Raw genomic sequence first — 25,238 nt, forward strand, 5'->3', positions numbered from 1 at the left:
CATTCCGGTTTAGCTCAGTTGGTAGAGCACCTGACTGTTAATCAGGTTGTCGTCAGTTCGAGTCTGACAACCGGAGTTATGGAGAGTTGTCCGAGAGGCTGAAGGAGCATGGTTGGAAACCATGTATACGGGTTTTGCCTGTATCAAGGGTTCGAATCCCTTACTCTCCGTTTTACAACCTTCGAGCAACTTCAAAAAATACTGAATTCACTAGTTATGCTTAGTGATTTCAGTATTTTTTTGTGCTAAAAACAATAATCAGAAACAGACAAGTGATTGGGGACTTGCACCGCTTGTCGTGAGGCAAAGTCGGAGGATGGCTGAAGCTGAACGCCCGGACGTTCAGGCACTGGAAGCTGGATGATTGCTCTGTCATGAATGCCGGGCGGTGGGATACTGGTACTGACCTGATGAATTGATAAACAGTGGTTGTTTCCCCGCACTCACTTTCGACAATAGTTATGGGCCGTGATGGTTAGCGTATGAGGACCTCTGTTCGCGGACCAGAAGTCCCTTATAGCAGTGTGGGTGCGCTGAATCAAGAGACCACAGCTAGTTGTACGTAGCTGGTTATGAGGACTACGGAGGGATTGGTTAACGGCTAGCAGGTTAATGCAATGTGGCTCATCCTTTTTGAATTGTCGTGACTATTCATAGTGAAAGTAATATAAAAGCCCCAGTCCACAAGTGGACTGGGGCGGGAACCAGATATTCTGGTGGCTCGTTCATGCACGTCGTTCACGCTTAATAAATAGTTTGCGGAAATCAATTTGCATGAGGAGGATGGCCAGCAGGATCAGGCCGCCACCGGCAACAAGGCTGATGGTTAATTCCTCGAAGCCAAAGAGGACGGAGAAGAGGCTACCAAAAACCGATTCGGTCATCATGATGAGACCAGCGGCAGTGGGGTCGGTGAACTTCTGGCCAATCAGCTGGAGCGTTTGGGCGCCGAACGACGAGAGGACCCCGAGAATGATCACCGGACCAATTGCTGCGGACCAGTTAATGGCTGCGTAGTGCGGTGATTCCGTCAGGAGCGACCAGAGCAGACCGCCAGCCCCCTGAATTGCCCCAAGCATGAAGGCGATACACCAGGGGTTGACGGTGGCTGCCTCACGACCAAAATAAACAATTTGGATGGCGTAGAAGATTGCCGACACGATAACCAGGATGTCACCGGTGTGGAACCCGAAATTGCCACCAAAGATATTGGTCAGAACGCACATGCCGATGATACACAGGGTAATGGCGAGGTAATCTTTAGGACTGGGTGTCTCTCTGGTCAATAGCCACATGATGAAGGGCACGAAGACAACATAGGTGGCTGTTAGGAATGCATTGTTGCCGGGCGTGGTGTACATGATTCCGGCTGTTTGCAGCTGGTAGGCAATGAGGTTGATGATTCCAGCGGTCAGGCCGATTTTGAACTCACTTTTGTTCATCCGCAGAATCTGGCGGTGGAAGAATAAGAACGCAAGGCTGGCGTAGATCAAACCGCGAATGGCATTGATGACCCCAGCAGGCATGTGGGCGTTTGTGGCCTGCTTTGAGAATATGTAGCCCGCACCCCAGATGGTGGCGGTGAGCAAGAGGGCGAGGTTGGCTTGGATTTTGCTTAACTTCATCGGCTTAACCATGTAGCATCGACAGGTGGACGAGGATGCTGACCAGCAGGGCGCCACCGAGCCAGTAATATTCGGGCCAGTCGCGCTTGCGTTTAGCTGGCAGCAAGGTCCATAAAATGGTGACAAAAGCGGGGATCAGGGTGAAGCGCTGCGCAACGTAAGCGGCAACGACGATGACAATTTCGCCAAGCCCGATGACTGGGAGGGGCAACTGACGGGCAAAAGCCGCCAAAATGAATGGTAGCAGTCCAAAACCTAGGTCCAGCAGGAACGTGCTAGTGAGTACGTGCGACTCGGTCATGGTCAGTGCAACCTGCATGAAGGCCGCTAGAATGAGCAACCCACTGACTTGCACCGGATGCGTTAGTGACTGGGTACTGATGATCCAGGCCAGACCGATTTGGGCCACGACTAGGGGCAAGAGAATCCACTGGCCACTGCTGGCGATGATGGCGCAAACCAGTGCAGCACCAGCCAGAATTGCGACGTGTTTTTGCAAAAGCATCGCTGCCAGCAGCACGCACAGCGCGAGGAGGGCAATGAAGTTGACTGACCACACTAGGTGACTGCCGCCGATTGCGAGGATCGGGGCGACGACCGCGAGCAGACCAAAACTCAGCGCGGTCACTGGTTTTTCTACATTAGATGACATAATAAGTTCCTTTCTTCTTAATGGATATGCTACTAAATATATCAGCAAGACGCAAAAGTTTATTCGCCGCCCGAGATGTGGTAACATAAATTAGTTGCAAACATTTCCCGATGGGGCTCAATTATTGAGTGTGCCTTGTAACCGAATACTTAAGGGGGAAAACCAATTCCATGCAAGAAAAACATCTATTTACTTCCGAATCAGTTTCGGAAGGGCACCCAGACAAAGTCGCTGACCAGATTAGTGATGCGATTCTCGATGCCATCCTGAAGCAAGATCCAAAGGCCCGTGTTGCCTGCGAAACCACCGTTTCAACCGGCTTGGTGCTGGTTGTTGGTGAGATCTCCACAACCGCCTACGTTGACATTCAAAGCATTGTCCGCGGCACCATTCGCCGCATCGGCTACACCAAGGACAGTGGCTTTGATCCAGATTCCGTCGCCGTACTAGTTTCCTTAGACGAACAATCACCTGACATTGCGCAGGGGGTTGACGACTCACTGGAAGCCCGGAACGCCGATACCGACCCACTGGACCGCATTGGTGCCGGTGACCAGGGCATGATGTTTGGTTATGCTTGCGACGAAACGCCGCAGCTGATGCCATTACCAATCGCTTTGGCCCACGCACTCATGCAGCGGACTGCTAAGGCCCGGCATGAAGGCATCCTCAAGTACCTGCGGCCTGATGCTAAGGCCCAGGTCACCGTCGAATATGACGACCAAGGCAAGCCTTTCCGCGTGGACACGGTCGTATTGTCAACGCAGCACAACCCCGACGTGACGCTCGAACAGATCCGCAGCGACGTTGAGGAACAGATCATCCGCAAGGTTATCCCAGCTGAATTGCTGGATGCCAACACCAAAATTTACGTGAACCCAACCGGCCGCTTCGTACTTGGTGGCCCGGCTGCCGATTCCGGTTTGACCGGACGGAAGGTCATCGTTGATACTTACGGGTCATACGCCCGTCATGGTGGTGGTGCCTTCTCCGGGAAGGACGCAACCAAGGTTGACCGCTCTGCATCCTATGCCGCCCGCTACATTGCCAAGAACATTGTGGCAGCGGGATTGGCTAAGCAGATCGAAGTCCAACTCGCGTACGCCATTGGGGTCGCAAAGCCCGTTTCAATTTCCGTTAACACTTTTGGCACAAACGCCATTTCCGAAGAGAAGATCGTTGAAGCCATTCGCGCCAACTTCGATCTGCGCCCAGCCGGCATCATCAAGATGCTAGACCTGCAGCGCCCAATATATGAACAAACAGCGGCTTATGGTCATTTCGGCCGCACAGACGTTGACCTGCCTTGGGAACACCTGGACAAGGTCGACGCTTTGAAAGCATTACTCTAGAATGATCGATTGGTGGCGGGACATTATTTGATGTCCCGTCTTTTTTTGTGCACAGAGCGGAGGCCCGCGGTCAGAAGCTGAGGACTAACGTACTTCTGGAAGAATGCCTGGTTTTGGGCATTATTTCAGAAGTGTGTTAGCCGCAAGCTTCAGTCCCGCGCAGCTCGCCTATGAAACAGAGCGCAGCGCAGCAGTAAAAAGGAGCAATTATGTCTAAGAAACGACAAACCAACGTGCCAGTTATCACCGCCATGGTGTTCATCGCCACGTTCATGGCGGCAATTGAAGGAACCATCGTCAGCACTGCCATGCCGACAATTTTGGGTGCATTGCACGGCGTCAGCCTGATGAACTGGGTCTTCACCACCTATCTATTGACCAGCGCAATGGCAACGCCGATTTATGGGAAAATGGCGGACCGCATCGGCCGGAAGCCGGTACTGCTGGTGGGCCTGGCGATTTTCGTTCTGGGGTCGCTGCTGAGCGGACTGTCGCAGTCAATGCTCGAACTAATTATTTTCCGGGCAATCCAAGGAATCGGGGCCGGCGCTATCATGCCGGTGACCTTCACCATCATCGCCGACATGTACCCCATCGAAAAACGGGCCCGCGTGCTTGGCTTTAACGGTTCGGCTTGGGGCATCGCGTCCGTCACGGCACCCCTGATTGGGGGCTTTATCGTTGACCGGCTGTCCTGGCACTGGGTCTTCATCATCAATGTTCCAATCGGTGTCATCACGATGCTGCTGACGCAGTTTTACATGCACGAGAATTTTGTCAAAACCGACAAGCCTGTGGATATCCTGGGGACAATTTATCTGGCATTGACCTTGCTGTTCCTGCTGATGGGCTTCCAGATGCTGGACTCGGCGCACGGACCGCTACTGTTCGCATTGCTGCTGGTGCTTACGGCGGGGATGTTAGCACTGTTTGTCCGCCAGGAGGGCCGGGCTCAGGACCCGATTATTAGTCTCAAGCTGTTCAAGTCGCGGACCTTCACGATTCAAAATGTCATGGCGGCGCTGGTTTCCGGTGTCGTAATGGGCCACGAAGTTTACATTCCGATGTGGATGCAGGGCATCCTCGGTCTGAGTGCCTCTCTTGGGGGCTTTGCGGTGACACCAAGTAGCCTGATGTGGATCGTGGGTTCATTCATCGCGGGCCGCATGATTGTGAACATGGTTCCTCGGCGGGTGCTCAGCATCGCCCTGCTGATCATTCTGGTCGGCATCGTTGCAATCGTGCTGCTGCCGCAAACAACGCCGTACGTCGCCTTCTTGGCTGTCTCAGCGGTGCTCGGGACCGGATTCGGAATCAGTATCACCACTACGACCGTGACCTCGCAGGCGGCCGTTGAAAAGGACCAGGTGGGCGTTGCGACCAGTGTGAACACGCTAAGTCGGACCTTGGGCCAAACCATCATGGTCGCGATTTTTGGCATCATCTTCAACATGCGCGTGGCGGCCGGGACTGGCGCCCACCCGGGACTGAACGCCAACATGATGAACAAGTTGGTCAACCCGCAGACGGCGACTCAGCTCGCTCCGGCCGTGCTCAAACCATTGCGAACGGTGCTCTTCTCCGCGTTGCACACGGTGTACGTTGCCAGCGCAATCGTGGTTGTGCTCGCGATTGTCATCAACCTGTTTGACCGGAAGCAGAAGCAATCAGCTGACTAATTGAGTTGGCACAAAAAAAGACGTCCTCGCGTGGAAGACGTCTTTTTTGCTGCAGTTACTGCTGTTCTTCTTTGCGCAGGGCCTTACTGAAGAATGCCCAATTGAGCATCAAGCCGCAGGTGCCGCAAGCATAGCCCGCAAGCACGTCAGTCGGGAAGTGCACCTGGACGTAGATGCGGCTGCAGCCAATGGCCAGGATGAACAAGACGCAGATTACGCGCAGCCTGGCCTGAGTGCTGCGGCGTTTAGCCAGCAGTCCGGCGCAGACAATGATGGTGCCGAAGAAGAGGACGGAGCCCGCCGAGTGGCCACTAGGGAAGCTCCAGCCCCCCGCGGCGACGAGATTGTGGACGTGCGGATCCTGCACGAAGGGGCGCGGCCGCAACACGATGTGCTTGATGATGTAATTGGCGAGGTTGACGCCGATCATGTTGGCGGCGATGAAACCGACGACAGCCGGCTTGCGGCGCCAAGCAAACAGCAGCGCGAGGCAGATGCTGAGAACCGCGACGACTGGCGGGTTGCCGATGCTGGTGATACCGATCACGATGGGGTTGAGCCAGGCTGAACGGTGCACAATGAGGGTGATACCCGCGTGGTCGATTGCGGGGATGAAGCCCGCACCATTCGTGACGCCGAAGCCCAGCACTAGCACGATCAGGGCGCAGCAGCCGGCAATACTAAATTTAACTTTTTGGCTCACAAAATCACGCTACTTTCCCGCTTTCCGCGCGTTACCTTGGTAAACAGTCTGGACGTAGTATTGCAGCGTCCGGAATTCATTGATTTTGGTCTGAACGTTCTTTGGCAGGGATGTTTCGGGCGTGTAGGTACCCTGGTACATGTCCTTACCCTTACCGAAGACTGGAATCGTCTTTTGCATGTTAGCCAGTGTTTGCATGTACTGATTACCCTGCCAGCCGGTGTGCTGGAAAATCGTGGGCAGGATGTACATCGGCGAGATGGTCGGGCCGACGCCCGTAAACTGAGTCTTGAGCCGCTTCTTGGCGGCATTGTTAGCCCACATTACGTAAGGGGTGTCGTAGAAGTTGCCGAAGCCCTGCTGGGTGCTCTGATCAAGGTTGATGCCGAGCATTTTGTAAGTGCTGTTGTTGAGCCCGCCCCACGGGTTGTGGTCACCCCAGAACGCGAGGACGACCGGCTTCTTGGAGTTCTGCAGCTGGTTGACCAGTGCCAAAAGGGCGTTGCTGGTTTTCTCGACCCCAGTCAGGTAGTTGTTGATGATGGCATAATCGGACTTGTTGTAGCCACTTTGCCACTTCACAACTGGTTGGCCGGAGAAGGTGGTGGGGTATGGTCCGTGGTTCTGGTAGGTAACGGTCTGGTTATAGACATACTTCCCATTCTTGGTCCGGTTGTTGATCTGCTTGACCAAATCGTTGAAGACAAGGGTGTCCGGGATAATGGGCGCCTTGCTGACGTGGTCGTTGTAGTAATTCTCCTTGAACAGGCGGGTCGGGAAGCCCAAGTAGCGGTTGATGTTCTGACGGTTGTAGAACCAGGCGTAACCTGCGTGGGCGGAGTATGTGTTGTAGCCCTGCTGTTTAAAGTAATCCGTGAAGGAATTGGTGTTCGTGCGAATGTTTGGTAGGTCGGTGAACCCGGTCAGGGCCTTGCGCTCAGTGTCCACGGTCCCGCCGCCAAAGATGGTAGTGGTGAGTTCACCGTGCATGGCCTCGCTCTGGACCTTGTGCAGGCCCGCGTAGACGCCGGGGTCAATGTTGATCTGCGGGTACTTACTGAAGTCTTGGAAGGCTTCCAGCTGAATCTCGATCACGTTGACGCGTTTATTCTTGGGGATGTTCTTGTAGGTGTACTTATTCAGGCTCTTGACCGCGGCGGCCTTAGTGTAGCCTTTTGGCGCCAAGACTTGGCCCTTATTCAGGGTGTTCATGAAGGAATAAACGAACCCATTCGTCGCGTCGCGGTTGTTTTTCTCCCAAATGTTCCCGTGGGTGATGGGCGCGATGGCGTTGAATTCGTCGTCATTAAGATAGAAGGACTTGGTGCTGACAACAATCGCGGCAACGGTCACCAGGCCGGTCACGAGGCGCCAGCTGAAGCCACGCCGGGATTTCTTGAGCAGGTACTGAGCAACGACGGCCATGATGACCACACCGATCAGCAGTGCTGTGTAGCGAAGCGGAGGCACGTAGCTGTAGTGTTTGCCCATGTCCCCGGCTTCACTGGCCAGGAAAATGTCCGGGAACTCAAAAGGAAAGTTGCGGTATTCAAGCATGAAGTAGTTCACAATGGCGAGAACGACAACTGGCACCCCGCCGATAATAATGCCCCAACCAATGGAATTGCAGATAAAGTAGAACAACAACATCAGGAGGAACACGATGAGGGTGTTGGCCAGCATCAATTTAGGGCCATGGACCAGAATGTCGCTGACTGTGTCGGGGCTGAACTGATTATAGCCAATGTAGAGCGCAATTGCGGTCGTAATCAGTGCCGCAACGAGAATGGTACCGATGTTACGGACCTGCCACAGCAGTTGGGCCCACTGGTACTTGGCGTAGGAACTGAACTCGCGGTCGAGGTCAAAAATGTGTACCTGCTGCTTACTGCTTGCGTGCCGTAAAAAGTGGCGGTAGAAATCGGGGGTGACAACGGCGGTTTCGTTCACAGCGGCGTCGTACTGAGCCGCAATGCTGCTACTTGGTACAACGCTGCCGTCCGCATTGGTGGGGAGACCTTGGGCTTTGAGGCCACTGTCCTTGAGTAGTAAATCAAGAATGAATTGCGGGATCGCATCACAGACGGTCATTCCGCTAGCATGGCGGAATTGCTGGCGGAGCGGCAACCGCTTGCGTAAGTTCTGCCATTCAGCTGTGCTGAGTGGTTTACTGTTGATGAAGCCCCAGCGCTTGCGCAAGTATTCCCGCTCGCTAGTGATATGTAGGCTAAATAATAGGTAGAACCAGAAAATGGGGAAAACGATCCAGAAACGTGCGGGTCGTCGCCACAAGTAATAGCGTAAGATTTGGTTGCTTACGCTCCGGCTCTTGAAAGCTGCATTTGCATTAAGCATGTTGATCCCTCCAAACAATAATGTCTCAATTCTAGCATATTTTCTTGAATGCATTGCTTGTCGCGGGCCGGTTTGTTTGTTATATTAGCTTTAATACTAAACGCACGGGAGAGTATTAGCGGTTAATTCTTCGTTCAGGAAGTCGGCGGGACTGTGAGCCGACCGGAGAATGCCGCGAACTGGCTCCCGCAGTTGTCAGTCCGAACTAAGTAAGACTGACCGGCCTGTCCGTTACCCAGTAAGAGTGCTGCACATTTGCGTGCAGAATTTAGGTGGTACCGCGGCTAAAGCCGTCCTAACAATGTTAGGGCGGCTTTTTGCGTTCAGCTATAAATAGGGAGGAAAATAGCAATGGCTTTTGACCACAACGCCATCGAGAAAAAATGGCAGAAATATTGGCGTGAGAACGATACATTCAAGACGGGGAAGGACCCGAAGAAGCCGAAGTATTACGTCCTCGACATGTTCCCTTACCCGTCTGGGCAGGGCCTGCACGTTGGCCATCCGGAAGGTTACACCGCAACGGATATTGTTGCCCGGATGAAACGGATGCAGGGCTTCAATGTTTTGCACCCAATGGGCTGGGATGCATTCGGTCTGCCCGCTGAGCAGTACGCACTGAAGACTGGGAACGCTCCTAAGGCCTTCACAGCCAAAAACATCGCCAACTTCAAGCGGCAGATCCAAAGCCTTGGCTTTTCCTACGACTGGGACCGGGAAATCAACACCACGGATCCATCCTATTACAAGTGGACACAATGGATTTTTGAACAGCTCTACAAGAAGGGCCTTGCTTATGAAGCCGAGATCCCAGTTAACTGGAGTCCTGACCTGGGCACGGTTGTTGCAAACGAAGAGGTTATCGACGGCAAGACCGAGCGCGGCGGCTTCCCTGTTATCCGCAAACCAATGCGCCAGTGGATGCTCAAAATCACGGCTTACGCTGACCGCCTGCTCGATGACCTGGATGACCTCGACTGGCCAGAATCCATCAAGCAGATGCAGCGCAACTGGATCGGCCGCTCTAAGGGTGCCAGCGTGACCTTCAAGATTGCCGGCACGGACAAGTCTTACGACGTCTTCACGACGCGGCCAGATACCCTGTTTGGGGCGACCTACTCCGTTATGGCGCCAGAACACGAGCTGGTTGCCCAGATCACGACGCCTGAGCAAAAGGCTGCGGTTGAAGCCTACGTTGCTGAAGCGGCCCGCAAGTCTGATCTCGACCGGACCGACCTGAACAAGGACAAGACTGGTGTGTTCACCGGTGCTTACGCCATCAACCCAGTTAACGGCAAAAAGCTGCCAATCTGGATTTCTGACTACGTTCTGGCCACTTACGGGACTGGTGCCATCATGGCGGTTCCCGCGCATGATGACCGCGACTGGGCTTTTGCCAAGAAGTTCGGCCTCGAAATCACCCCTGTAATTGAGGGTGGCGACGTAACTAAGGAAGCTTACACTGGCGATGGTAAACACATCAACAGTGAGTTCCTTGATGGTAAGAACAAGCAGGAAGCCATTGAAGCAATGCTGCAGTGGCTAGAAGACAAGGGTTGCGGTGAGGCTAAGGTCAACTACAAGCTCCGCGACTGGGTCTTCTCCCGCCAGCGGTACTGGGGCGAACCAATTCCCGTTATCCACTGGGAAGACGGCGAGACCACACTGGTTCCCGAAGACGAGCTGCCACTGCGGCTCCCTGAAGAAGCTGACATCAAGCCAAGCGGGACCGGTGAGTCACCACTGGCTAACCTTGACGACTGGGTAAACGTTGTGGACAAGAACGGGCGCAAGGGGAAGCGCGAGACGAACACCATGCCGCAATGGGCTGGTTCATCATGGTACTTCCTGCGTTACACCGATCCGCACAACGGCCGCATGCTGGCCGACCCGAAGAAGCTCAAGTACTGGATGAACGTTGATCTGTACATCGGCGGTGCCGAACACGCCGTTTTGCACCTGCTCTACGCCCGGTTCTGGAACCTCTTCCTCTACGACCTGGGTGTCATCCCGAACAAGGAACCATTCCAGAAGCTGTTCAACCAGGGCATGATCCTAGGCGACAACCACGAAAAGATGAGTAAGAGTAAGGGCAACGTGGTTAACCCTGACGATGTTGTTGCCGAATACGGTGCCGACACGCTGCGGGTTTACGAAATGTTCATGGGCCCACTGGATGCCGGGATTGCTTGGAGCACAGACGGTCTCGCCGGTGCGCACAAGTTCCTCGACCGCGTCTATCGGACCTTTGTTGACAAGGAAGGGAAGATGCGTGACCACATCACGACCATTAATGACGGTAAGCTCGACAAGGTATACAACGAGACCGTCAAGAAGGTCACGAAGGATTACGCTGACCTGCACTTCAACACGGCAATCGCGCAGCTGATGGTCTTCATCAACGAGGCGAACAAGGTTGATGCACTCCCATTCGAGTACTGTGAAGGCTTCGTCAAGATGCTGGCCCCAGTTGCACCACACCTGATGGAAGAAATTTGGTCCATCTTCGGACACAAGGACGGTATCAGTTACTCCAAGTGGCCAGAGTACGATGAATCCGCACTGGTCAGCGATGAGGTTAACGTCGTGGTTCAGGTCAACGGTAAGCTTCGGGCCCAGACCAAGATGGCTAAAGACACACCTCGGGACGAAGCGGAGAAGATTGCCCGCGGTCTCGACAACGTCCAGAAGTTCATCAAGGGCAAGGATGTTAAGAAGGTTATCGTCGTTCCTAACAAGCTGGTTAATATTGTTGCCAAGTAGTCAGTAGTAATACCGGCTGACTATGCCAAAAGAGCGTGCTGCTCCCAATTTTGGGAGGGGCACGCTCTTTTCATGCGGCAAAATGTGACAAGAAGTCAAAAATCCACTCGCAAAATTAGCGAAAATGTTAAGTTATTTAGCCGCAACGCGCAGGACACCGTTAATATCTTAAACTTTGTGCTATGGTTTAGTTTTGCGGTGCTAATTGCATGCCTGGCGCCATTCAATTAGAATTAGTCTGATACGTCTGGAAAGAGGAAAAGTCATGGATGACAAGGAACAAACGCGCAAACCCAAGGAGAAAACCGAACGCCAGAAGATGCTGACAGGTTCAGCGTGGATGACTGCCGGTAGTGTCATGTCCCGCATCCTCGGGGCGGTCTACATTCTGCCGTGGTGGATCTGGATGGGCAGCTCCGCTTATGCTGCCAATGCGCTCTTCACTAAGGGCTACCAAGTCTACTCGATTTTCATCATTATCTCCACGGCTGGTATCCCGGGCGCGGTTTCCAAACAGATTTCGCGTTATGACGCCATGGGTGAGTACTCAACGTCCTGGCGGCTGTTCTGGCACGGAATGATGGCCGTCAGCGTCATGGGTCTTGTCGCAGCGGGCCTAATGTGGGGCTTTGCGCCGCTGCTATCAGCCGGTGACCGCAACATGATCCCCGTGTTCCACTCCTTGGCTACCGCGTTGCTCATAATTCCCTTGCTGAGTATTATGCGTGGGTTCTTCCAGGGACATTCGGAAATGGCCCCGAGCGCCATTTCACAGTTTGTCGAACAACTGGTCCGCGTCGGCTACATGCTGGTCAGTGCCTACATGATCATGGTCGTGGGCAATCACAACTACGTTACCGCCGTTACCCAGTCGACTTTTGCGGCCTTCATTGGTGCCATCGCCGGGATCTTGCTGCTGCTGGCCGTGTTTGTGCGGCGCTTGCCGTGGCTGCGCGCCCGGAACGCCCGCAGTTTGAACCAGGTGCATGTGTCCACCAACCAACTGCTGATCGATATTGTGAAGCAGGCTGTGCCGTTCATCATCATGGATTCGGCCATCAGCTGGTACTACTTGATTGACCAGTACACCTTCTTTAAGGGCATGCTGAGCCTGTACCACACGAACATGACGCAACTGAATTACTTTTACGCCATGTACGCTGGGAACGCCAACAAGCTCATCATGATCGTTGTGTCGCTGGCGACCGCGATGGCCGTCACGGCGATTCCGATCCTGTCGCGGGCCATCACCAAGCGGGACATGAAGAACGTTGCCGCGCAGATTACGAGTATTTTGCAGCTATTCTTCTTCGTGATGTTGCCAGCCGCAATCGGGATGGCGGCAATCTCGCACCCCTTGTACGTGCTGTTTTATGCATATAACCAGCAGGGCTTCTTGATGCTCGAGATTTCCTGCCTGCTAGCCATTTTTCTCGGCCTCTTCACGGTGCTCGCGGCAATTCTGCAGGGCTTGTTCCAAAACGGAACGGCGATTCGGCTCATGCTTTATGGTGTTGCCACCAAGCTCATCTTGCAGCTGCCATTCCTGTACTTGTTCAACGTGAACGGACCAATGTTCACTTCAATTGCCGGGATGCTGGTCTCCTGCGGCTTCATGCTGCACTACCTGCGCAAGAACTTCCGCTTCAAGGTGCGCCAGACCGCACACCGGGTGCTGGGGATGACCGCGTTTAGCCTCGTGATGTTTGCGTTCGCGCGGATCGTGGTGATCCTGCTGTCCCACGTTCTGAATCCCGCCAGCAAAACCCAGTCCGCAGTGATTATTGTTGCGGCGCTTGTAGTGGGGGTGGCGGTCTACGCCTACCTGGTTTTGAAGACGCGGCTCGCAGATCGTGTTCTCGGTGGGCGCGTTGTCCGGATTCGCAATCTGATGCACATCAAGTAGTTAGCAAAATACGGTTCCCGCAGAGCAACTCCCAATTGGGGTTGGAGCATGCGGGAACCGTATTTTTAGTTGGTGCTGCCGCGACTAAGTTCATGCATTAACGCGGGTAATTCGGCGCTCACGGCTGTTGGCAGCGCCACGTATGCGTTCTCCGCGACGATGCTGGCTGCAGCGCTGTGCGTCCACACTGCTGCCGCGATGACCTTGGCGTGATAACCGAATTGAGCGCAAAAGGCTGCGATGACGCCGGTAAGAGTGTCGCCAGAGCCGCCAGTTGCCATCCAGGGCCCGCCAGCGGTGCTGCACCACTGGATGTCCGGAGCGAAAATTTGTGTTTCCGGGCCCTTCACGACGACGATTCCGCCAACTTGGGCGGCAGCTGGCGCGGAGACGGTTGGATTTTGCTGCGCGATGGGGATGCCACTGAGACGCTGCCATTCCATCTGGTGCGGGGTCCAGACCAAGTGACAGTGCGGCGGCGTGAGCTTTTCCCGCGCGAACAGGTCGATGGCGGAACCGTCGATGATCACGGTTTGCTGGGCCTGGACGGTGCTAATTAGCAAGTTGAGCACTGTCAGGGCCGCCGAGTCCGTTCCTAGCCCGGGACCGATTACGATGACGTCTGCACCCTGGATCAGGGGTTGCAGCGTCGCTGGTTGCCAGTCAGTGACCATTGCTTCCGGCAGGCGGGCGTGGAGTGGGCCCCAGTTAAGTGGATCGGTGGCGACAGTGGTCAGACCGGCTCCGGCGTAAACACTGGCTGTGGCGCTCATAATGGCTGCTCCGCCGTAATTTCGATTACCCGCGATAATGAGCACCCGGCCAAAAGTGCCCTTGCGCCCGTTTGCCGCCCGCGGCCGTACCACTTGGGCCGCAATTTCTTGATTCATAGTCTGCATGCTGCTGCCACCTTTCGTCCTTATTCTAGCAAATTCGGATGCGGTCGGGTGCTTAATTACGGAATCTGTCCGAAACCGCTTGGCAAAATCGGTAATGCTTGCTATAATTACATCTGTTGTTGCCGCAATGGCGGAATTGGCAGACGCGCAGTGTTCAGGTCGCTGTAAGGTTATCCTTGTGCAGGTTCGACTCCTGTTTGCGGCATGGCTTCAACGGTTAGAGAGTGGTCCGCAAGGCGGTTAGCTCCCGAGCATTAGAGAAAATGGCACCTACTCCCGACCTTTGGGGGTGGGTGCCATTTTAGCTAAGCGGAGGGAGCTGCATTGTGGACCACGTTTGGAGGCCGACTCCTCACCAGAATTACAAGCGGTCAGGAGTCGGCCGGCAGCGGTGGCCGTTTTAAAAGCAGGCGGAGCATTTGTGAGAGCCTTTTATTATGCGTTCAGCGTGACCTATTTGTGACCCCATGCAGGAATTCGTTACAAAGTGCTTGGCAAAGCGGTGAATGCTTGCTATAATTACATCTGTTGTTGCCGCAATGGCGGAATTGGCAGACGCGCAGTGTTCAGGTCGCTGTATGGTTATCCATGTGCAGGTTCGACTCCTGTTTGCGGCATCGCATCAACGGACTAAGTATCCCGGACCTTATTCGAAAAGGTTCGGGATATTTTTATGCTCGCAATTTTGATTCATGTTCGTAAACAATCGTGCAATTGGTATTTGCTAGGGAATTGCTATAATTAAATTAATTAGTGTGTGGTTCATTCACTAGGGAAAGGAGCGGGTAATTTGGCCACGTGGACGCAAAGTAACTTTAATAAGATTAAACTCGCCGGTTACGATTTGGATGGGACCCTCTACAACCAGCGCCTGCGCGTGTCGCCAGCCAATTTGCAGGCGGTACGTGCTTGGGCCGCTGCGGGACGCCTCACAGCCATCTGCTCCGGCCGGATGATTCCCCGGGTTAGTGCGCTGCTGCGCGATGAGCTCGGTGTCAGCGGCTACAAGATGTGTCTGAACGGTGCTTTAGTCTATGATCAACAGGATCGCTTGCTAGCGGCAAAGCCGATCAACGCACGGACCATCAAGGCGGCGTTCACCATCGCTAAGCGGTATGGAGTGCAGATTCGCTTTTACACCGAGCTCACGCACGCCTTCTACAAACCGGGGCAGCGGTCCACCTATTACGGTGGGGACTTAACATGCGATGTTAATTTTGCCACTCAGGCTGAACTGAGGGACATGCTGAATCACCCCGGGCTACACTTCTACAAGTTCACGCTGGAGGCGGCGTACGGAAATGTGCCCGCACTGATGCTGGCGCTGCGGGCAATGCGGCGGCTGCCGCTAAACATGACCCGGTCCAAAATGCTGCTATACGAGGGCCTGGCTCCTGGTGTCGATAAACTATTCGGGATGCGCGTCATCGCTAAGGATGCCGGGATCGAACTAGCGGACTGCATGTGTTTTGGGGACCAGCTGAACGACCTGACGATGATTCAGGGCGTCGGTTACGGCGTGGCAATGCGTAACGCCGTGCCGCGCGTGCGGCGGGTCGCAGCCTACGTTGCTCCGAGCAACTGGAACGATGGGGTGGCCCGGACGCTGAACACAGTGTTGCGGCAGAGTCCGAAATAAGGATATACATTTAGCAATTATGGGCTTTACATTTGTCCACCTTTCTGCCAGAATAAAGATTGAAAGCGCTTATTCAATTAGCGAAAAGGGGGACAAAGAAATGCTCCACGCACTTACATCCTTATTGATCAACAGCCTGGGAATTGCAGTTCTCATCATTCCGTTATGGTTGTTGACCCGCAATAATAAAACAATTTCTATGGTGCCGCTGGATAGTTCTGGGGCCGACGACGAACGCAGGTTTTACACCAACGTTTGGTTTTACGAGACGGCTAAGCTTAAAATCATGAACGGTGAAGCCTATCAGGTTGGTGCCACGGTTGGTACTCCTAATGGTCAGCGGTTCACGGTTGAAGAGGTTGATCATTTCCGGCGCTGCTTGGGAATGCAGAACCACTTTGAACTAACGGTTCACGTTCAAACCGCACCAATTGCATAATCAAAAATCTCGTCGTTAACGCGGCGAGATTTTTTTGACCGCAAGTGACAACAGAAAACGCCGGCAATCACAAAAAGTCCCAGCGCCAATCAGCGCTGGGACTTTCGTGATTCATTCAATTCATTGCTTGCGTGGTTTGCGGGCACGGCGTTGAATCCGTGCCGCCAACTCTTTGGGGTGCTTAATTGCCATGTAGATTTCGTAGATGAAGAACGCAAGGAGGACAAACGTTGAGATGGTGGTGACGGACAAGCCAAACTTGATCAAGTCATTGATGGCGAGTGCGAGCATCATCAAGGCTCCCACGATACTGATCCAGATTCGATTTTTCTTGGGCATAATGTAGCCTCCTGGTAATTTCTTCTAATAACTAATTTCAACTAACAACTAATACCTACTAACGGACTACAGTTCTCCTTCTTCGGACATTTCAGCCTGCTTCTTAGCAACACGTTCGCTAATCCGCATGAATGGGAGGTAGAGGAAGACACCACCGATGATAACTAGTGCTTGCAGAACAACTGAGCGCCAGTCACCAGCAGTTGCGAGGTAAGGGCCAATGAGAGGTGGAGTTACCCAAGGTACGAGGACAACGGTCCGGGATACAAGACCCCAAGCAGTTGCGAAGTAACCAATGATAGAACCAAGAACTGGGAACAGAACGAATGGAATCATCATTGGCAGGTTGAAGACGATTGGGTAGCCAAAGATCATAGGTTCGTTAATGTTGAAGAGTCCTGGTGCCAGTGAGAGACCGGCAACCTGACGTGAGGACTTAACCTTGCTGAAGAGCAAGATGGCGATGATCAGTGAAATAGTGGAGCCAGAACCACCAATCAGGGTGTACGTGGAAACAAATGAAGTGGTGATGATGTTAGGAATTGCTTTGTGGGCAGCGTATGCAGCCATGTTCTGGTTCATGTTGATCAGAACTAGTGGGTCCATCAGGGAGCCAGAAAGAACAGTCTGGTGAATCCCCAAGGTGAACAGCAAGTTGGCCAGGAAGTAAATGACACAGTAGCCAAGAAGACTGGTGTTGAAGCCCCGCAGTGGTTCCTGAATCCAGGTCTTGATGAGGCCAATCAGGTCAGAGTTGAAGACGCCGGCCAGAAGGGCAGTTACAACGGCCCAGAAGGACATGAGCAGCAGTGCAGGAATCAAAACGCTAAATGACTGGGAAACAGCCGGTGGAACTTGTGGTCCAAGGTCAATTTGTAAGGCCTTAATTTTGGCTAGCCGCATGAAAATCGCGGTGCCGACAAGGCCGATGATGATCCCCCCAAACATCCCCTGAGTACCAGTGTACAGTGTGGAGTAGCCGCCGGTAACCAGCGCCTGCTTAGCACCTGCAGAGGCAACAGTTCCGAGTGAAATGTTGCCAGGCATTACGATAAAGGTACTTGCCAGTGCCATTGCGGCAGCGGCGATTGGGTTGTCAAAGCCCTTATTCTTAGCCAATGAGTAACCAATCATTGGTGCGACCAGAACCCCGGCAACGTTTAGCGTCCCGTTGTTGATCGCGTTACCAAAGACTTGAATCTTGGCTAGCGTGTCCCCCTTGAAAATCCAGGTGAAGACGGTGTTGTTAAGCATAACCCCTAAGCCGGCAACGATGAAGACTGGTAAAATGATTGCAAATGCGTCACGCAGCGACCGGAGATAGACCCAGTTACCAACAGTGACAGAAACTTGGGTAAATTTATCGAGAAAACTAGAATTTTGTAGTTTCTCAGATGTAGTTTGTTTTGCCAAAGTTATTTCCTCCCTCAATTATTTGCACACCGAGCAGTGGTGCATGCGGATGTGCGGCACATAGATTATCCTAGGTCGGCACCATTGCTGGCGATGACCTTTTTGAACCAAGTGTAAGACTTCTTTGGTGTCCGCTTGAGGTCGAGCACCTCTTTGTTACTACTGTTGACGTAAACCATTCCGTAGCGCTTGTCCATGTTGCCACTCGAACTAGGAATATCGATCAAACCCCAGCCCAAGTAACCTAAGACTACTGCACCGTCAACATCCACTGCATCCTCAAGTGCACGAATGTGTTCGCGGTGGTAAGCGATGCGGTCATCATCTTGGATCGGACCTACGCCTTGAACTTCGTGGAGCCCAATGCCATTTTCAATTGGGAACATTGGGACGTGGTAGGCGTTGTAAGTCTTCGTGAGAATGTCGCGGAAACCGAGTGGATCAACGCCCCAGCCCCACTCGTTGTATTGAAGCAGGGGGTTGTGCGCATCACCATAGTCGAGATAATGGTTTGGAATGGTTCCAATTGGGACCTTGCTGCTGTCAATCAGGCCGCTCCGGTAGTAACTGAATGCAATGAAGTCACTACGTAGTTCGGCAATGATTGCCTTGTCTGCTGGCTGGAAGTCCATATCGATCCCGTGCTGGTGAACAAAATGCAGCACTTCAGTTGAGTAGTGGCCCTGAGTAAATGCATCGAGGAGATTGCGATTCATAAACTCATCGATCTGGCGCGCGTACAGAACATCACGGGGGTTAGGACTTGCTGGGTAAACTTCACTGTAGGCTAGCATCCCGCCAATTTTGGCATCCGTGTTAGCGTGCAGGTAGTTAGCTATCTCAGCGTGGGCGAGCATCACGTGATGGCTGATAGTGTAGAGTTCCGCATCAGTGCGTGGGCCCTGCAGGTAGCCGGAAATTCTGAATGCTTCTGCGGAATGGTAGAGGTTCTGTTCATTAAAGGTGATCCAGTACGGAACCTTATCCGCGAAACAATCAACCATTTTCTTGCCGAAGCGGACAAACGCTTCAACTACATGCCGGTCGATAAAGCCGTTATATTTTTTGGCTAGAGCGAGTGGCATGTCGAAATGGTAGAGACAAATCATGGGCGTGATGTGCCGTGCAATTAAAGCATCAATCAAATGGTCATAGAAGGCAATTCCTTCCGAGTTGAAATCTCCATCACCGGTCGGGCAGATCCGGCTCCAGGAAATTTGGAAACGGTAGCAGTTCATGCCTTGCTTAGCCATCAGGTCGAAGTCTTCTGCATAGCGATGATACTCGTCAATGGCGACGTGCCAATCGCTGGTGTCAGCGGTCGCCGGGCGAACATCATATACTGACAAGCCCTTGCCACCTTCATTCCAGCCTCCTTCCGTTTGCATGCTAGACGTTGAGTTGCCCCACAAAAAACCTTGTGGCAATGGGTGTGTCATGTTGCACCTTCCTTTCCTTGAATCCGTTTTCAATATACAGCGTTATCATGACCATGTAAAGCCCTTAATTTATAAAAGTATATACAAATCTGCAAAATAAGATGAACAAAAGCCGTTAGAATGCGTTAAAATCAAGACAGAGAATTTATAAAAACTTTTTTCGTTAGCGGATCGTGGGCAACTCAATCGATGCGGCTAAGGGAGGGATTGCAATTGTACAAATATCAAGAAATCGCGGTCGAGTTAAAGAAGGTCTTTACCAGCGGCAAGTATAAGCCTGGTGCGTTACTTCCGGACCAAGAGACACTCGCCAAGGAGTTTGCGACGACCCGGATGACCATCCGTAAGGCGATCCAAACCCTAGTTGTTGAAGGGGTTGTTTACACTAAGCGTGGCGCGGGGACCTTTCTCCGGAAAGACTATGATGCTCAGGACCACGATATGGAGTCCTTGATCGACAAGCCAATTGGGGCGACGGAGACTTACTCGGGACGCAAGGTTACCAGCCGGGTGCTGAGCCTGAACGCGCGCCTGCCAGATGAAGAGGAACAACGGCGCCTCATTATTGGTCCCAGTGAACCCGTTTACTTGATTCGCCGGGTGCGTTACGTTGATAACCAGGTTTATGCCTACGAACGGACCGTCATGCCAACCAAAATTGCTACCATTACTGAGGAAGTTCTGCGCGGCTCTGTTTACAAGCACCTGGCCGAAGAAAGCCACATTCATATTGCTGGTTCCCACCGCCGGGTTTATGCAATTAAGGCAACTCAGGATGATGTGGATGCGCTCGGTGCCAAGCTGAATGATCCGGTTCTGGCGATTAAACAGGTTAGTTACACCGAGGAGGGTGAACCCTTCGAATACTCAATCACCCACTTTCCCTACGAAACAAGTAGCGTGATTGCGGATGTTGAACTTGCCACTGGTACTTCTGGCCTCAGCCAGTTGCGGCACAAGTCACGTACCCATTAGCGGGGCAAACATAAAAAACGGTCGTCCATTATGGGCGGCCGCTTTTGTGGCTTGTGCTGCTTGTTAGTTGCTTTGGAGGTGCGAGGACAGAAAGTAAAATCGCAAGTCCGGGTAAACGAAGATGGTTGTTGAATAGTTGAACACTTGATTATTGCCGTAGTAATTCAGCTGGGTGAGAGTGAGGAACTGTTGCTTGCTTTTTTCCTGCAGCACTACCGCCTGGTCTGGGGAGAGGGTGGTCATGCCGATGTAGTTTTCGCAACTGCTGACGCGGATACCATAGCTTTCGGCTAGAAAGTCGAAGATGGAATGATTAGCCGCTTCGACAGTAATCACGGGAGCAATAGTGGTCAAATAGTACGCTTCTTCCAGACAGTAGCGCTCGCCGTCAAGGTCACGCAGGCGGACAATGCGGTACAACTCGCTACCGGTGTCGACGCGCATCCTGGCTGCAAGGGTGGCATCCGCGATGATTTTGTCGAAGGTGACCACCTTTGAGCTGAGGTGATAGTCGCCGCCGTGCATCGTCTCGCCGGGACCAACGGACAGATTGACGATGGCCTTAGATTGGTTCGGCAGGTCGTTAATAAAGTAGCCCGAACCCTGAACTCGGCGAATTAAGCCGCGCTGGTAAACTAAATCAATGGCGCGCCGGATCGTGTTGCGGCTAACAGAATAACGCCGCATTAGCTCGGCTTCGGTTGGCAGCTTGCGGGTGAAGACCCCTTTATTAATGAGCTCAATGATTTGTTCAGCAATATCGTGGTACATATAATCACTCCTCCCGCGTTTTTCCGTTGCGCTTGCTTCTATTGTACCCCAGCAAGGATATTTTGTGTGTGCTGGATAACATTTGGAAGCGTCGGCATGTCCCGACAGACCGCTACGGTCACGTTTACAAGAAAAAATCAAAATAAATTGGTAGGCACTTGAAAAAGTTGTTCCTACGTATTATGATGGGTTCATGGAGATGGAAGCGGTTACGCGGACCGCATCCGATAATTTACACGAAATTAGGGAGGAATTACCATGGCTGATAAGAAAATTATGTTGGTTTGCAACGCAGGTATGTCCACCAGCCTGCTGGTATCCAAGATGCAGAAGGCTGCTGAAGCTGATGGCCTCGACGCTGACATTTTTGCAACCGCTTCTTCAGATGCGGATAACAAAATCGAGAGCGAACACCCTGACATTTTGATGTTAGGACCGCAAGTTCGTTACTTGCTGAAGAGCTACCAAAGCAAGCTTGATATCCCTGTTGAAGTTATCAACATGCAGGATTACGGGCTGATGAACGGTGACAAGGTGCTTAAGCACGCACTCAGTGTGCTCGATAGTGAAGCAGCTAAGTAAGAATTAAAGCAATTAACGATTAGTGAGGAGCAGAACACATGGCAGAAGACAAATCAGTAACAACGAAGCAGCAAGCCCCAGAGGATGAGGACGACCAGAATCTTGAAGTAGTGATGGGTCTGATCATCAATGGTGGAAATGCGAAGAGTTCAGCTTTTGAAGCAATTACCGCAGCAAAGGACGGCGATTTCGCGACCGCTGATGCTAAGCTCAAGGAAGCTGACGACTTCTTGGTTAAGGCGCACAACACGCAAACTTCCATGCTCACCGATGAGGCGAATGGCAAGCACGCAAAGGTGACCTTACTTATGGTTCACTCGCAAGACCACATCATGAACGCAATCACGTTCAGGGACTTAGCTGGTGAGATTGTGGATCTGTACAAGCGGCTGGACAACAAGAAGTAATTAACCGCGGCTATGTGTCGGTGAATCATTCCGACTTGGCGAATACAACAACAAAAAGGGCTTGGGTGCTTGCACCCGGCCCTTTTGTTGCCTCAAGCGCCTTTAGCTGGCGGAACTGCAGTACAGAAAGGAATTACAAAATGACAAAACAAGCAGCATTTCCAAAAGAATTCATGTGGGGCGGAGCCGTGGCCGCACACCAAGTAGAAGGAGCGTGGCAAGAAGGCGGTAAGGGTGTCAGCATCGCAGACTTAATGCCGGCTGCCAGTCGCACGGCGCCGGCGCGGACGGTAACGGGGCACATCGAACCTGATAAGGATTATCCAAACCACTGGGGAATCGATTTTTACCACCAGTACCCAACAGATATTAAGTTGTTTCAGAAGTTAGGTTTGCAAGCATTTAGAACCTCAATTGCCTGGACACGGATTTTCCCGAATGGGGATGAAGCTGAGCCTAATCAGGCTGGACTTGCATACTATCGGGATCTGTTCACACGGCTACGTGCCGCTGGAATCGAACCGGTAGTTACCTTGTCGCATTTTGAGATGCCTTACCATTTAGTCAAAGAGTATGGTGGGTGGCGCAACCGTAAGCTGATCGGCTTCTTCACGCGCTTTGCTGAGGTGTGCTTCGCAAACTTCCATGATTTGGTGAAGTACTGGATCACGTTTAATGAAATTAATAATCAAACTGACTGGCACTCAGACCACCACTTGCTGCAAGATTCAGGCTTGGTGCTCAGAGCCGATGAGAATCACGAAGAGGACATGTTTCAGGCGGCGCACAACGAGATGGTTGCCGGGGCAGCGGCGACGATCGCGGCGCATCGCATCGACGCTAGCCTGCAGGTCGGCGCGATGCTCGCAATGGTGCCAATTTATCCCCTGAGCGCCAAGCCAGATGACGTACTTGAAGCGCAGCGGGCAATGCAGACCCGGTATTACTACGGGGATGTACAGCTGACTGGGAAGTACCCCCAGTGGCTACTGCGGTACTGGCAGCGGAAGGATTACCACATTGTCATGGCAGATGATGATGCGGCAACACTCCAGGCCGGTGCGGCAGACTACCTAGCATTTTCGTATTACTTTTCCCTCGTCACTAAAGCGCGCGCGGACGGCCTGCACGAGTATGATGAGCACAACGACCTGGTTGATAATCCTTACGTTGAGAAGACACGCTGGGGTTGGCAAATTGATCCGGCTGGACTCCGGACGATGCTGAACTGGATGCAAGACCGCTGGCACAAGCCAATGTTACTCGTTGAGAACGGCTTTGGGGCCTACGATAAGTTGGAAGCGGATGGAAGTGTTCATGATCCAGACCGAATCGACTACTTACGGCAGCACATTCAAGCGGTTCGGGCCGCAGTTGGTGAAGATGGCGTTGATCTTTTTGGCTACTTAATGTGGAGCCCGATCGATTTGATCTCCGCCAGCACCGGGGAGATGGCTAAACGCTATGGTTTGATTTACGTTGATCTTGATGATGCAGGGCACGGTAGCGGCAAACGCTATCTGAAAGACTCGTTTGCTTGGTATCAACGGGTAATCCGCACTAATGGGCAGGATCTCGATGATTAAGCGAAATGCTTTTGTGTAGCTCAGCACAAGTACTTGTATATTTATACGTCTTAGGATACAATATTCGTATTCACATAGACGGAGGTTATTATTAATGGATAATCAGGAAGCAGTTGAATTACTCCAAAAGGTTATTAAGATTCCCAGCGTGGCGGCAAAAGAGGCGGAAGTCGCGGACGTGCTCGATGCACTGGCGCAGCCCTATGTTGACGCTGGGGAGCTGACGGTGGAGCGACTCAATTATGCACCTGGCCGGGATAACCTCATCATTAAGTACGGACCGGACGATGCAAAAACTAAGCTCGGTATTGATGGGCACATGGATGTGGTTGATCCCGGTGATCCGGCGAAGTGGACTTATGATCCTTTTGCCGCCACCATTAAGGATGGCAAAATCTACGGCCGTGGTGCCAGTGACATGAAGAGCGGCTTGATTGCCGCCTTTGTGGCCTTTCTCAATGTGGTCAAAAAGCATGAACTGCACGATACGCAGCTGGTCTTCTTCGCCACGGTGGGTGAAGAAGTGGACAACTATGGGGCCCGGCAGCTTGCTGCCGGCCATTATGTCGACGGACTGAGCGGCATTCTTGTGTGTGAGCCGAGCAGTACCCAGATCGAGCCGAGTTGCCGCGGAATTATTGACTACACGGTAACCGTTCAGGGGAAGGCGGCGCACTCATCAACTCCTGAGCAAGGGGCCAATGCCATTACGGGTCTGTTTGCATATAGTGCAGCGGTTGCTCCTAAAGCTGCCAAGCTGTGTGCACCAGACCACCCGATGCTCGGCCACGCGACCCACAGCATTACCCTCATTAATGGGGGTAACCAGGTCAACATCATTCCGGAAGCGGCAAAATTACGGGCGAACATTCGCACGACGCCGCTTGCTGATAATGTGGCCTTCACCAAGGCGATTAATGCCGCGAAGGATGAGGCTGCGGCCGCGCACCCTGAACTGCATTTTGAACTGAGCGTTGATTCAACGATTGATTCCGTTGCCAGCTCCGCCGACAACCACCTCGTGCAGACTATTCAGGCGGTGCGCAACGCACAGGGCCTGCCTAGTCTGCCAGTTAAGGGCGGTACGGGCATCAATGATGCGGCGGTCATGCTGCAGCCGGGGATGGACCTCGCTGAATACGGTCCGGGCAATGATAGTTCGCACCAGACTGATGAATACGTTGATATTGCTGATTTTACCCAGGCAATCGGTCTGTACGAAAAAATATTTAGCCAGTACGGCTTGACTTACTAATGATAAGCTAGTATGATATTAATATTCGCTACCGTAAGACCATTCGCAAGACTATTTGAATGGAGGTAATGCAGAATGACATACCGTCTGCAACTAGATACGAAGAAACAACTATTTATCGCCATCGACGTTAGGAACCAGAAAAATGTCGGTACCGGTGCCACAGTCGAAGAGGCTGTTGCCGCTCTCAAGAGCTAATAAGTCAAACATTCGTTTCAGGGGTCACGCTAATGCGTGACCCTTTTTAGTACACAGAGCGGAGTCACCCGGGTTGCCCCTGAGCATCAAGGTGACTAAGGTATTGACGAGTGATCTTCTCGTCAAGGCCTTAGTCATTTTGATCGTAGGGGGCAGGGTACCGCAGCTCGACTCGGCACCGGCCGCTAGAACATCTCGCGTGCAGGAACTTTTTCCAGTGTCATCCCCGCAGTATTGCTCTATAATTAAGCCAAGATTAAA

Annotated in this window: 21 protein-coding genes, 4 tRNA genes, 1 riboswitch and 1 other annotated feature; of the genes, 16 read left to right on the plus strand and 9 right to left on the minus strand. The window is 52.6% G+C overall.

What is annotated here, in order from left to right; genetic code table 11:
- Positions 1-3 precede the first annotated feature (3 nt).
- Together GN107_RS00005 and GN107_RS00010 are read left to right on the plus strand one after the other, a co-directional pair.
- Positions 4-76, plus strand: a tRNA-Asn gene (locus GN107_RS00005).
- A gap of 4 nt (positions 77-80) precedes the next feature.
- Positions 81-170 (plus strand) — tRNA-Ser (locus tag GN107_RS00010).
- A 555-nt stretch (positions 171-725) separates the two neighbouring features.
- Here the strand turns inward: GN107_RS00010 and GN107_RS00015 are convergent.
- Both GN107_RS00015 and GN107_RS00020 read right to left on the minus strand, forming a co-directional pair.
- Positions 726-1,625, minus strand: coding sequence for a DMT family transporter (locus tag GN107_RS00015; protein WP_155286269.1), 900 nt, complete (start codon positions 1,623-1,625; stop codon positions 726-728).
- A 4-nt stretch (positions 1,626-1,629) separates the two neighbouring features.
- Positions 1,630-2,277: a hypothetical protein gene (locus tag GN107_RS00020; RefSeq protein WP_155286268.1), complete on the minus strand. Its 648-nt coding sequence runs from the start codon at positions 2,275-2,277 to the stop codon at positions 1,630-1,632.
- An 89-nt stretch (positions 2,278-2,366) separates the two neighbouring features.
- Positions 2,367-2,445, plus strand: a riboswitch (SMK box riboswitch).
- Positions 2,446-2,447: 2 nt separating this feature from the next.
- On the opposite strand from GN107_RS00020, the gene metK reads away from it, so the two are divergent.
- Both metK and GN107_RS00030 read left to right on the plus strand, forming a co-directional pair.
- Complete coding sequence (gene metK, locus GN107_RS00025; protein WP_155286267.1) at positions 2,448-3,629, plus strand: methionine adenosyltransferase; 1,182 nt, start codon at positions 2,448-2,450, stop codon at positions 3,627-3,629.
- A 209-nt stretch (positions 3,630-3,838) separates the two neighbouring features.
- Complete coding sequence (locus GN107_RS00030; RefSeq protein WP_155286266.1) at positions 3,839-5,308, plus strand: MDR family MFS transporter; 1,470 nt, start codon at positions 3,839-3,841, stop codon at positions 5,306-5,308.
- A gap of 55 nt (positions 5,309-5,363) precedes the next feature.
- Here GN107_RS00030 and GN107_RS00035 read toward each other — a convergent pair whose 3' ends face one another.
- The gene (locus GN107_RS00035) at positions 5,364-6,011 is read right to left on the minus strand and encodes a phosphatase PAP2 family protein (RefSeq protein ID WP_155286265.1); all 648 of its coding nucleotides are present in this window, start codon (positions 6,009-6,011) and stop codon (positions 5,364-5,366) included.
- 9 nt (positions 6,012-6,020) lie between these two features.
- The gene (locus GN107_RS00040) at positions 6,021-8,366 is read right to left on the minus strand and encodes an LTA synthase family protein (RefSeq protein WP_196246223.1); all 2,346 of its coding nucleotides are present in this window, start codon (positions 8,364-8,366) and stop codon (positions 6,021-6,023) included.
- A gap of 98 nt (positions 8,367-8,464) precedes the next feature.
- Positions 8,465-8,667, plus strand: a binding site (T-box leader).
- Positions 8,668-8,717: 50 nt separating this feature from the next.
- On the opposite strand from GN107_RS00040, the gene leuS reads away from it, so the two are divergent.
- Positions 8,718-11,129: a leucine--tRNA ligase gene (gene leuS, locus GN107_RS00045; protein ID WP_155286263.1), complete on the plus strand. Its 2,412-nt coding sequence runs from the start codon at positions 8,718-8,720 to the stop codon at positions 11,127-11,129.
- A 265-nt stretch (positions 11,130-11,394) separates the two neighbouring features.
- A complete protein-coding gene (locus GN107_RS00050) occupies positions 11,395-13,035 on the plus strand; it encodes a putative polysaccharide biosynthesis protein (protein WP_155286262.1) in 1,641 nt (546 codons plus the stop codon).
- Positions 13,036-13,100: 65 nt separating this feature from the next.
- Here GN107_RS00050 and GN107_RS00055 read toward each other — a convergent pair whose 3' ends face one another.
- A complete protein-coding gene (locus tag GN107_RS00055; protein WP_155286261.1) occupies positions 13,101-13,934 on the minus strand; it encodes an NAD(P)H-hydrate dehydratase in 834 nt (277 codons plus the stop codon).
- Between the two features lie 121 nt (positions 13,935-14,055).
- Between GN107_RS00055 and GN107_RS00060 the strand changes: the two genes are divergently transcribed.
- From GN107_RS00060 to GN107_RS00075, 4 genes are all read left to right on the plus strand, one after another.
- Positions 14,056-14,139, plus strand: a tRNA-Leu gene (locus GN107_RS00060).
- A 328-nt stretch (positions 14,140-14,467) separates the two neighbouring features.
- Positions 14,468-14,551 (plus strand) — tRNA-Leu (locus tag GN107_RS00065).
- A 173-nt stretch (positions 14,552-14,724) separates the two neighbouring features.
- Positions 14,725-15,573 carry a Cof-type HAD-IIB family hydrolase gene (locus GN107_RS00070; RefSeq protein ID WP_196246222.1) on the plus strand — a complete coding sequence of 283 codons (849 nt, stop codon included), beginning with the start codon at positions 14,725-14,727 and terminating at the stop codon, positions 15,571-15,573.
- 100 nt (positions 15,574-15,673) lie between these two features.
- On the plus strand, positions 15,674-16,012 hold the full coding sequence (locus GN107_RS00075) for a hypothetical protein (RefSeq protein WP_155286259.1): 339 nt from the start codon (positions 15,674-15,676) through the stop codon (positions 16,010-16,012).
- A gap of 120 nt (positions 16,013-16,132) precedes the next feature.
- Here the strand turns inward: GN107_RS00075 and GN107_RS00080 are convergent, their stop codons facing one another.
- The 3 genes from GN107_RS00080 to GN107_RS00090 all read right to left on the minus strand — a co-directional run bounded on the left by GN107_RS00080 (position 16,133) and on the right by GN107_RS00090 (position 19,203).
- Entirely contained in the window at positions 16,133-16,351 is a 219-nt protein-coding gene (locus GN107_RS00080; RefSeq protein ID WP_155286258.1) for a hypothetical protein, read from the minus strand.
- 66 nt (positions 16,352-16,417) lie between these two features.
- Entirely contained in the window at positions 16,418-17,764 is a 1,347-nt protein-coding gene (locus GN107_RS00085) for a PTS sugar transporter subunit IIC (RefSeq protein WP_196246221.1), read from the minus strand.
- 65 nt (positions 17,765-17,829) lie between these two features.
- On the minus strand, positions 17,830-19,203 hold the full coding sequence (locus tag GN107_RS00090; RefSeq protein WP_155286257.1) for a glycoside hydrolase family 1 protein: 1,374 nt from the start codon (positions 19,201-19,203) through the stop codon (positions 17,830-17,832).
- A gap of 213 nt (positions 19,204-19,416) precedes the next feature.
- On the opposite strand from GN107_RS00090, the gene GN107_RS00095 reads away from it, so the two are divergent.
- Positions 19,417-20,178 carry a GntR family transcriptional regulator gene (locus GN107_RS00095; RefSeq protein WP_230678534.1) on the plus strand — a complete coding sequence of 254 codons (762 nt, stop codon included), beginning with the start codon at positions 19,417-19,419 and terminating at the stop codon, positions 20,176-20,178.
- Positions 20,179-20,241: 63 nt separating this feature from the next.
- Here the strand turns inward: GN107_RS00095 and GN107_RS00100 are convergent, their stop codons facing one another.
- Positions 20,242-20,949 carry a GntR family transcriptional regulator gene (locus GN107_RS00100; protein ID WP_155286255.1) on the minus strand — a complete coding sequence of 236 codons (708 nt, stop codon included), beginning with the start codon at positions 20,947-20,949 and terminating at the stop codon, positions 20,242-20,244.
- Between the two features lie 258 nt (positions 20,950-21,207).
- On the opposite strand from GN107_RS00100, the gene GN107_RS00105 reads away from it, so the two are divergent.
- From GN107_RS00105 to GN107_RS11445, 5 genes are all read left to right on the plus strand, one after another.
- A complete protein-coding gene (locus tag GN107_RS00105; protein WP_155286254.1) occupies positions 21,208-21,531 on the plus strand; it encodes a PTS sugar transporter subunit IIB in 324 nt (107 codons plus the stop codon).
- Between the two features lie 113 nt (positions 21,532-21,644).
- Positions 21,645-21,938 (plus strand): PTS lactose/cellobiose transporter subunit IIA, encoded by a 294-nt coding sequence (locus GN107_RS00110; RefSeq protein ID WP_371863471.1) that lies wholly within the window; start codon positions 21,645-21,647, stop codon positions 21,936-21,938.
- 140 nt (positions 21,939-22,078) lie between these two features.
- Positions 22,079-23,524, plus strand: coding sequence for a 6-phospho-beta-glucosidase (locus GN107_RS00115; protein ID WP_155286252.1), 1,446 nt, complete (start codon positions 22,079-22,081; stop codon positions 23,522-23,524).
- A gap of 94 nt (positions 23,525-23,618) precedes the next feature.
- Positions 23,619-24,779, plus strand: a complete 1,161-nt coding sequence (locus GN107_RS00120) for an ArgE/DapE family deacylase (RefSeq protein WP_155286251.1) — start codon at positions 23,619-23,621, stop codon at positions 24,777-24,779.
- Between the two features lie 75 nt (positions 24,780-24,854).
- Positions 24,855-24,977, plus strand: coding sequence for a hypothetical protein (locus GN107_RS11445; RefSeq protein ID WP_269057676.1), 123 nt, complete (start codon positions 24,855-24,857; stop codon positions 24,975-24,977).
- The last annotated feature ends 261 nt before the right edge of the window (positions 24,978-25,238 follow it).

Origin of the sequence: Lacticaseibacillus zhaodongensis (assembly GCF_009687905.1) — a bacterium.
Taxonomy (GTDB): Bacteria; Bacillota; Bacilli; order Lactobacillales; family Lactobacillaceae; genus Lacticaseibacillus; species Lacticaseibacillus zhaodongensis.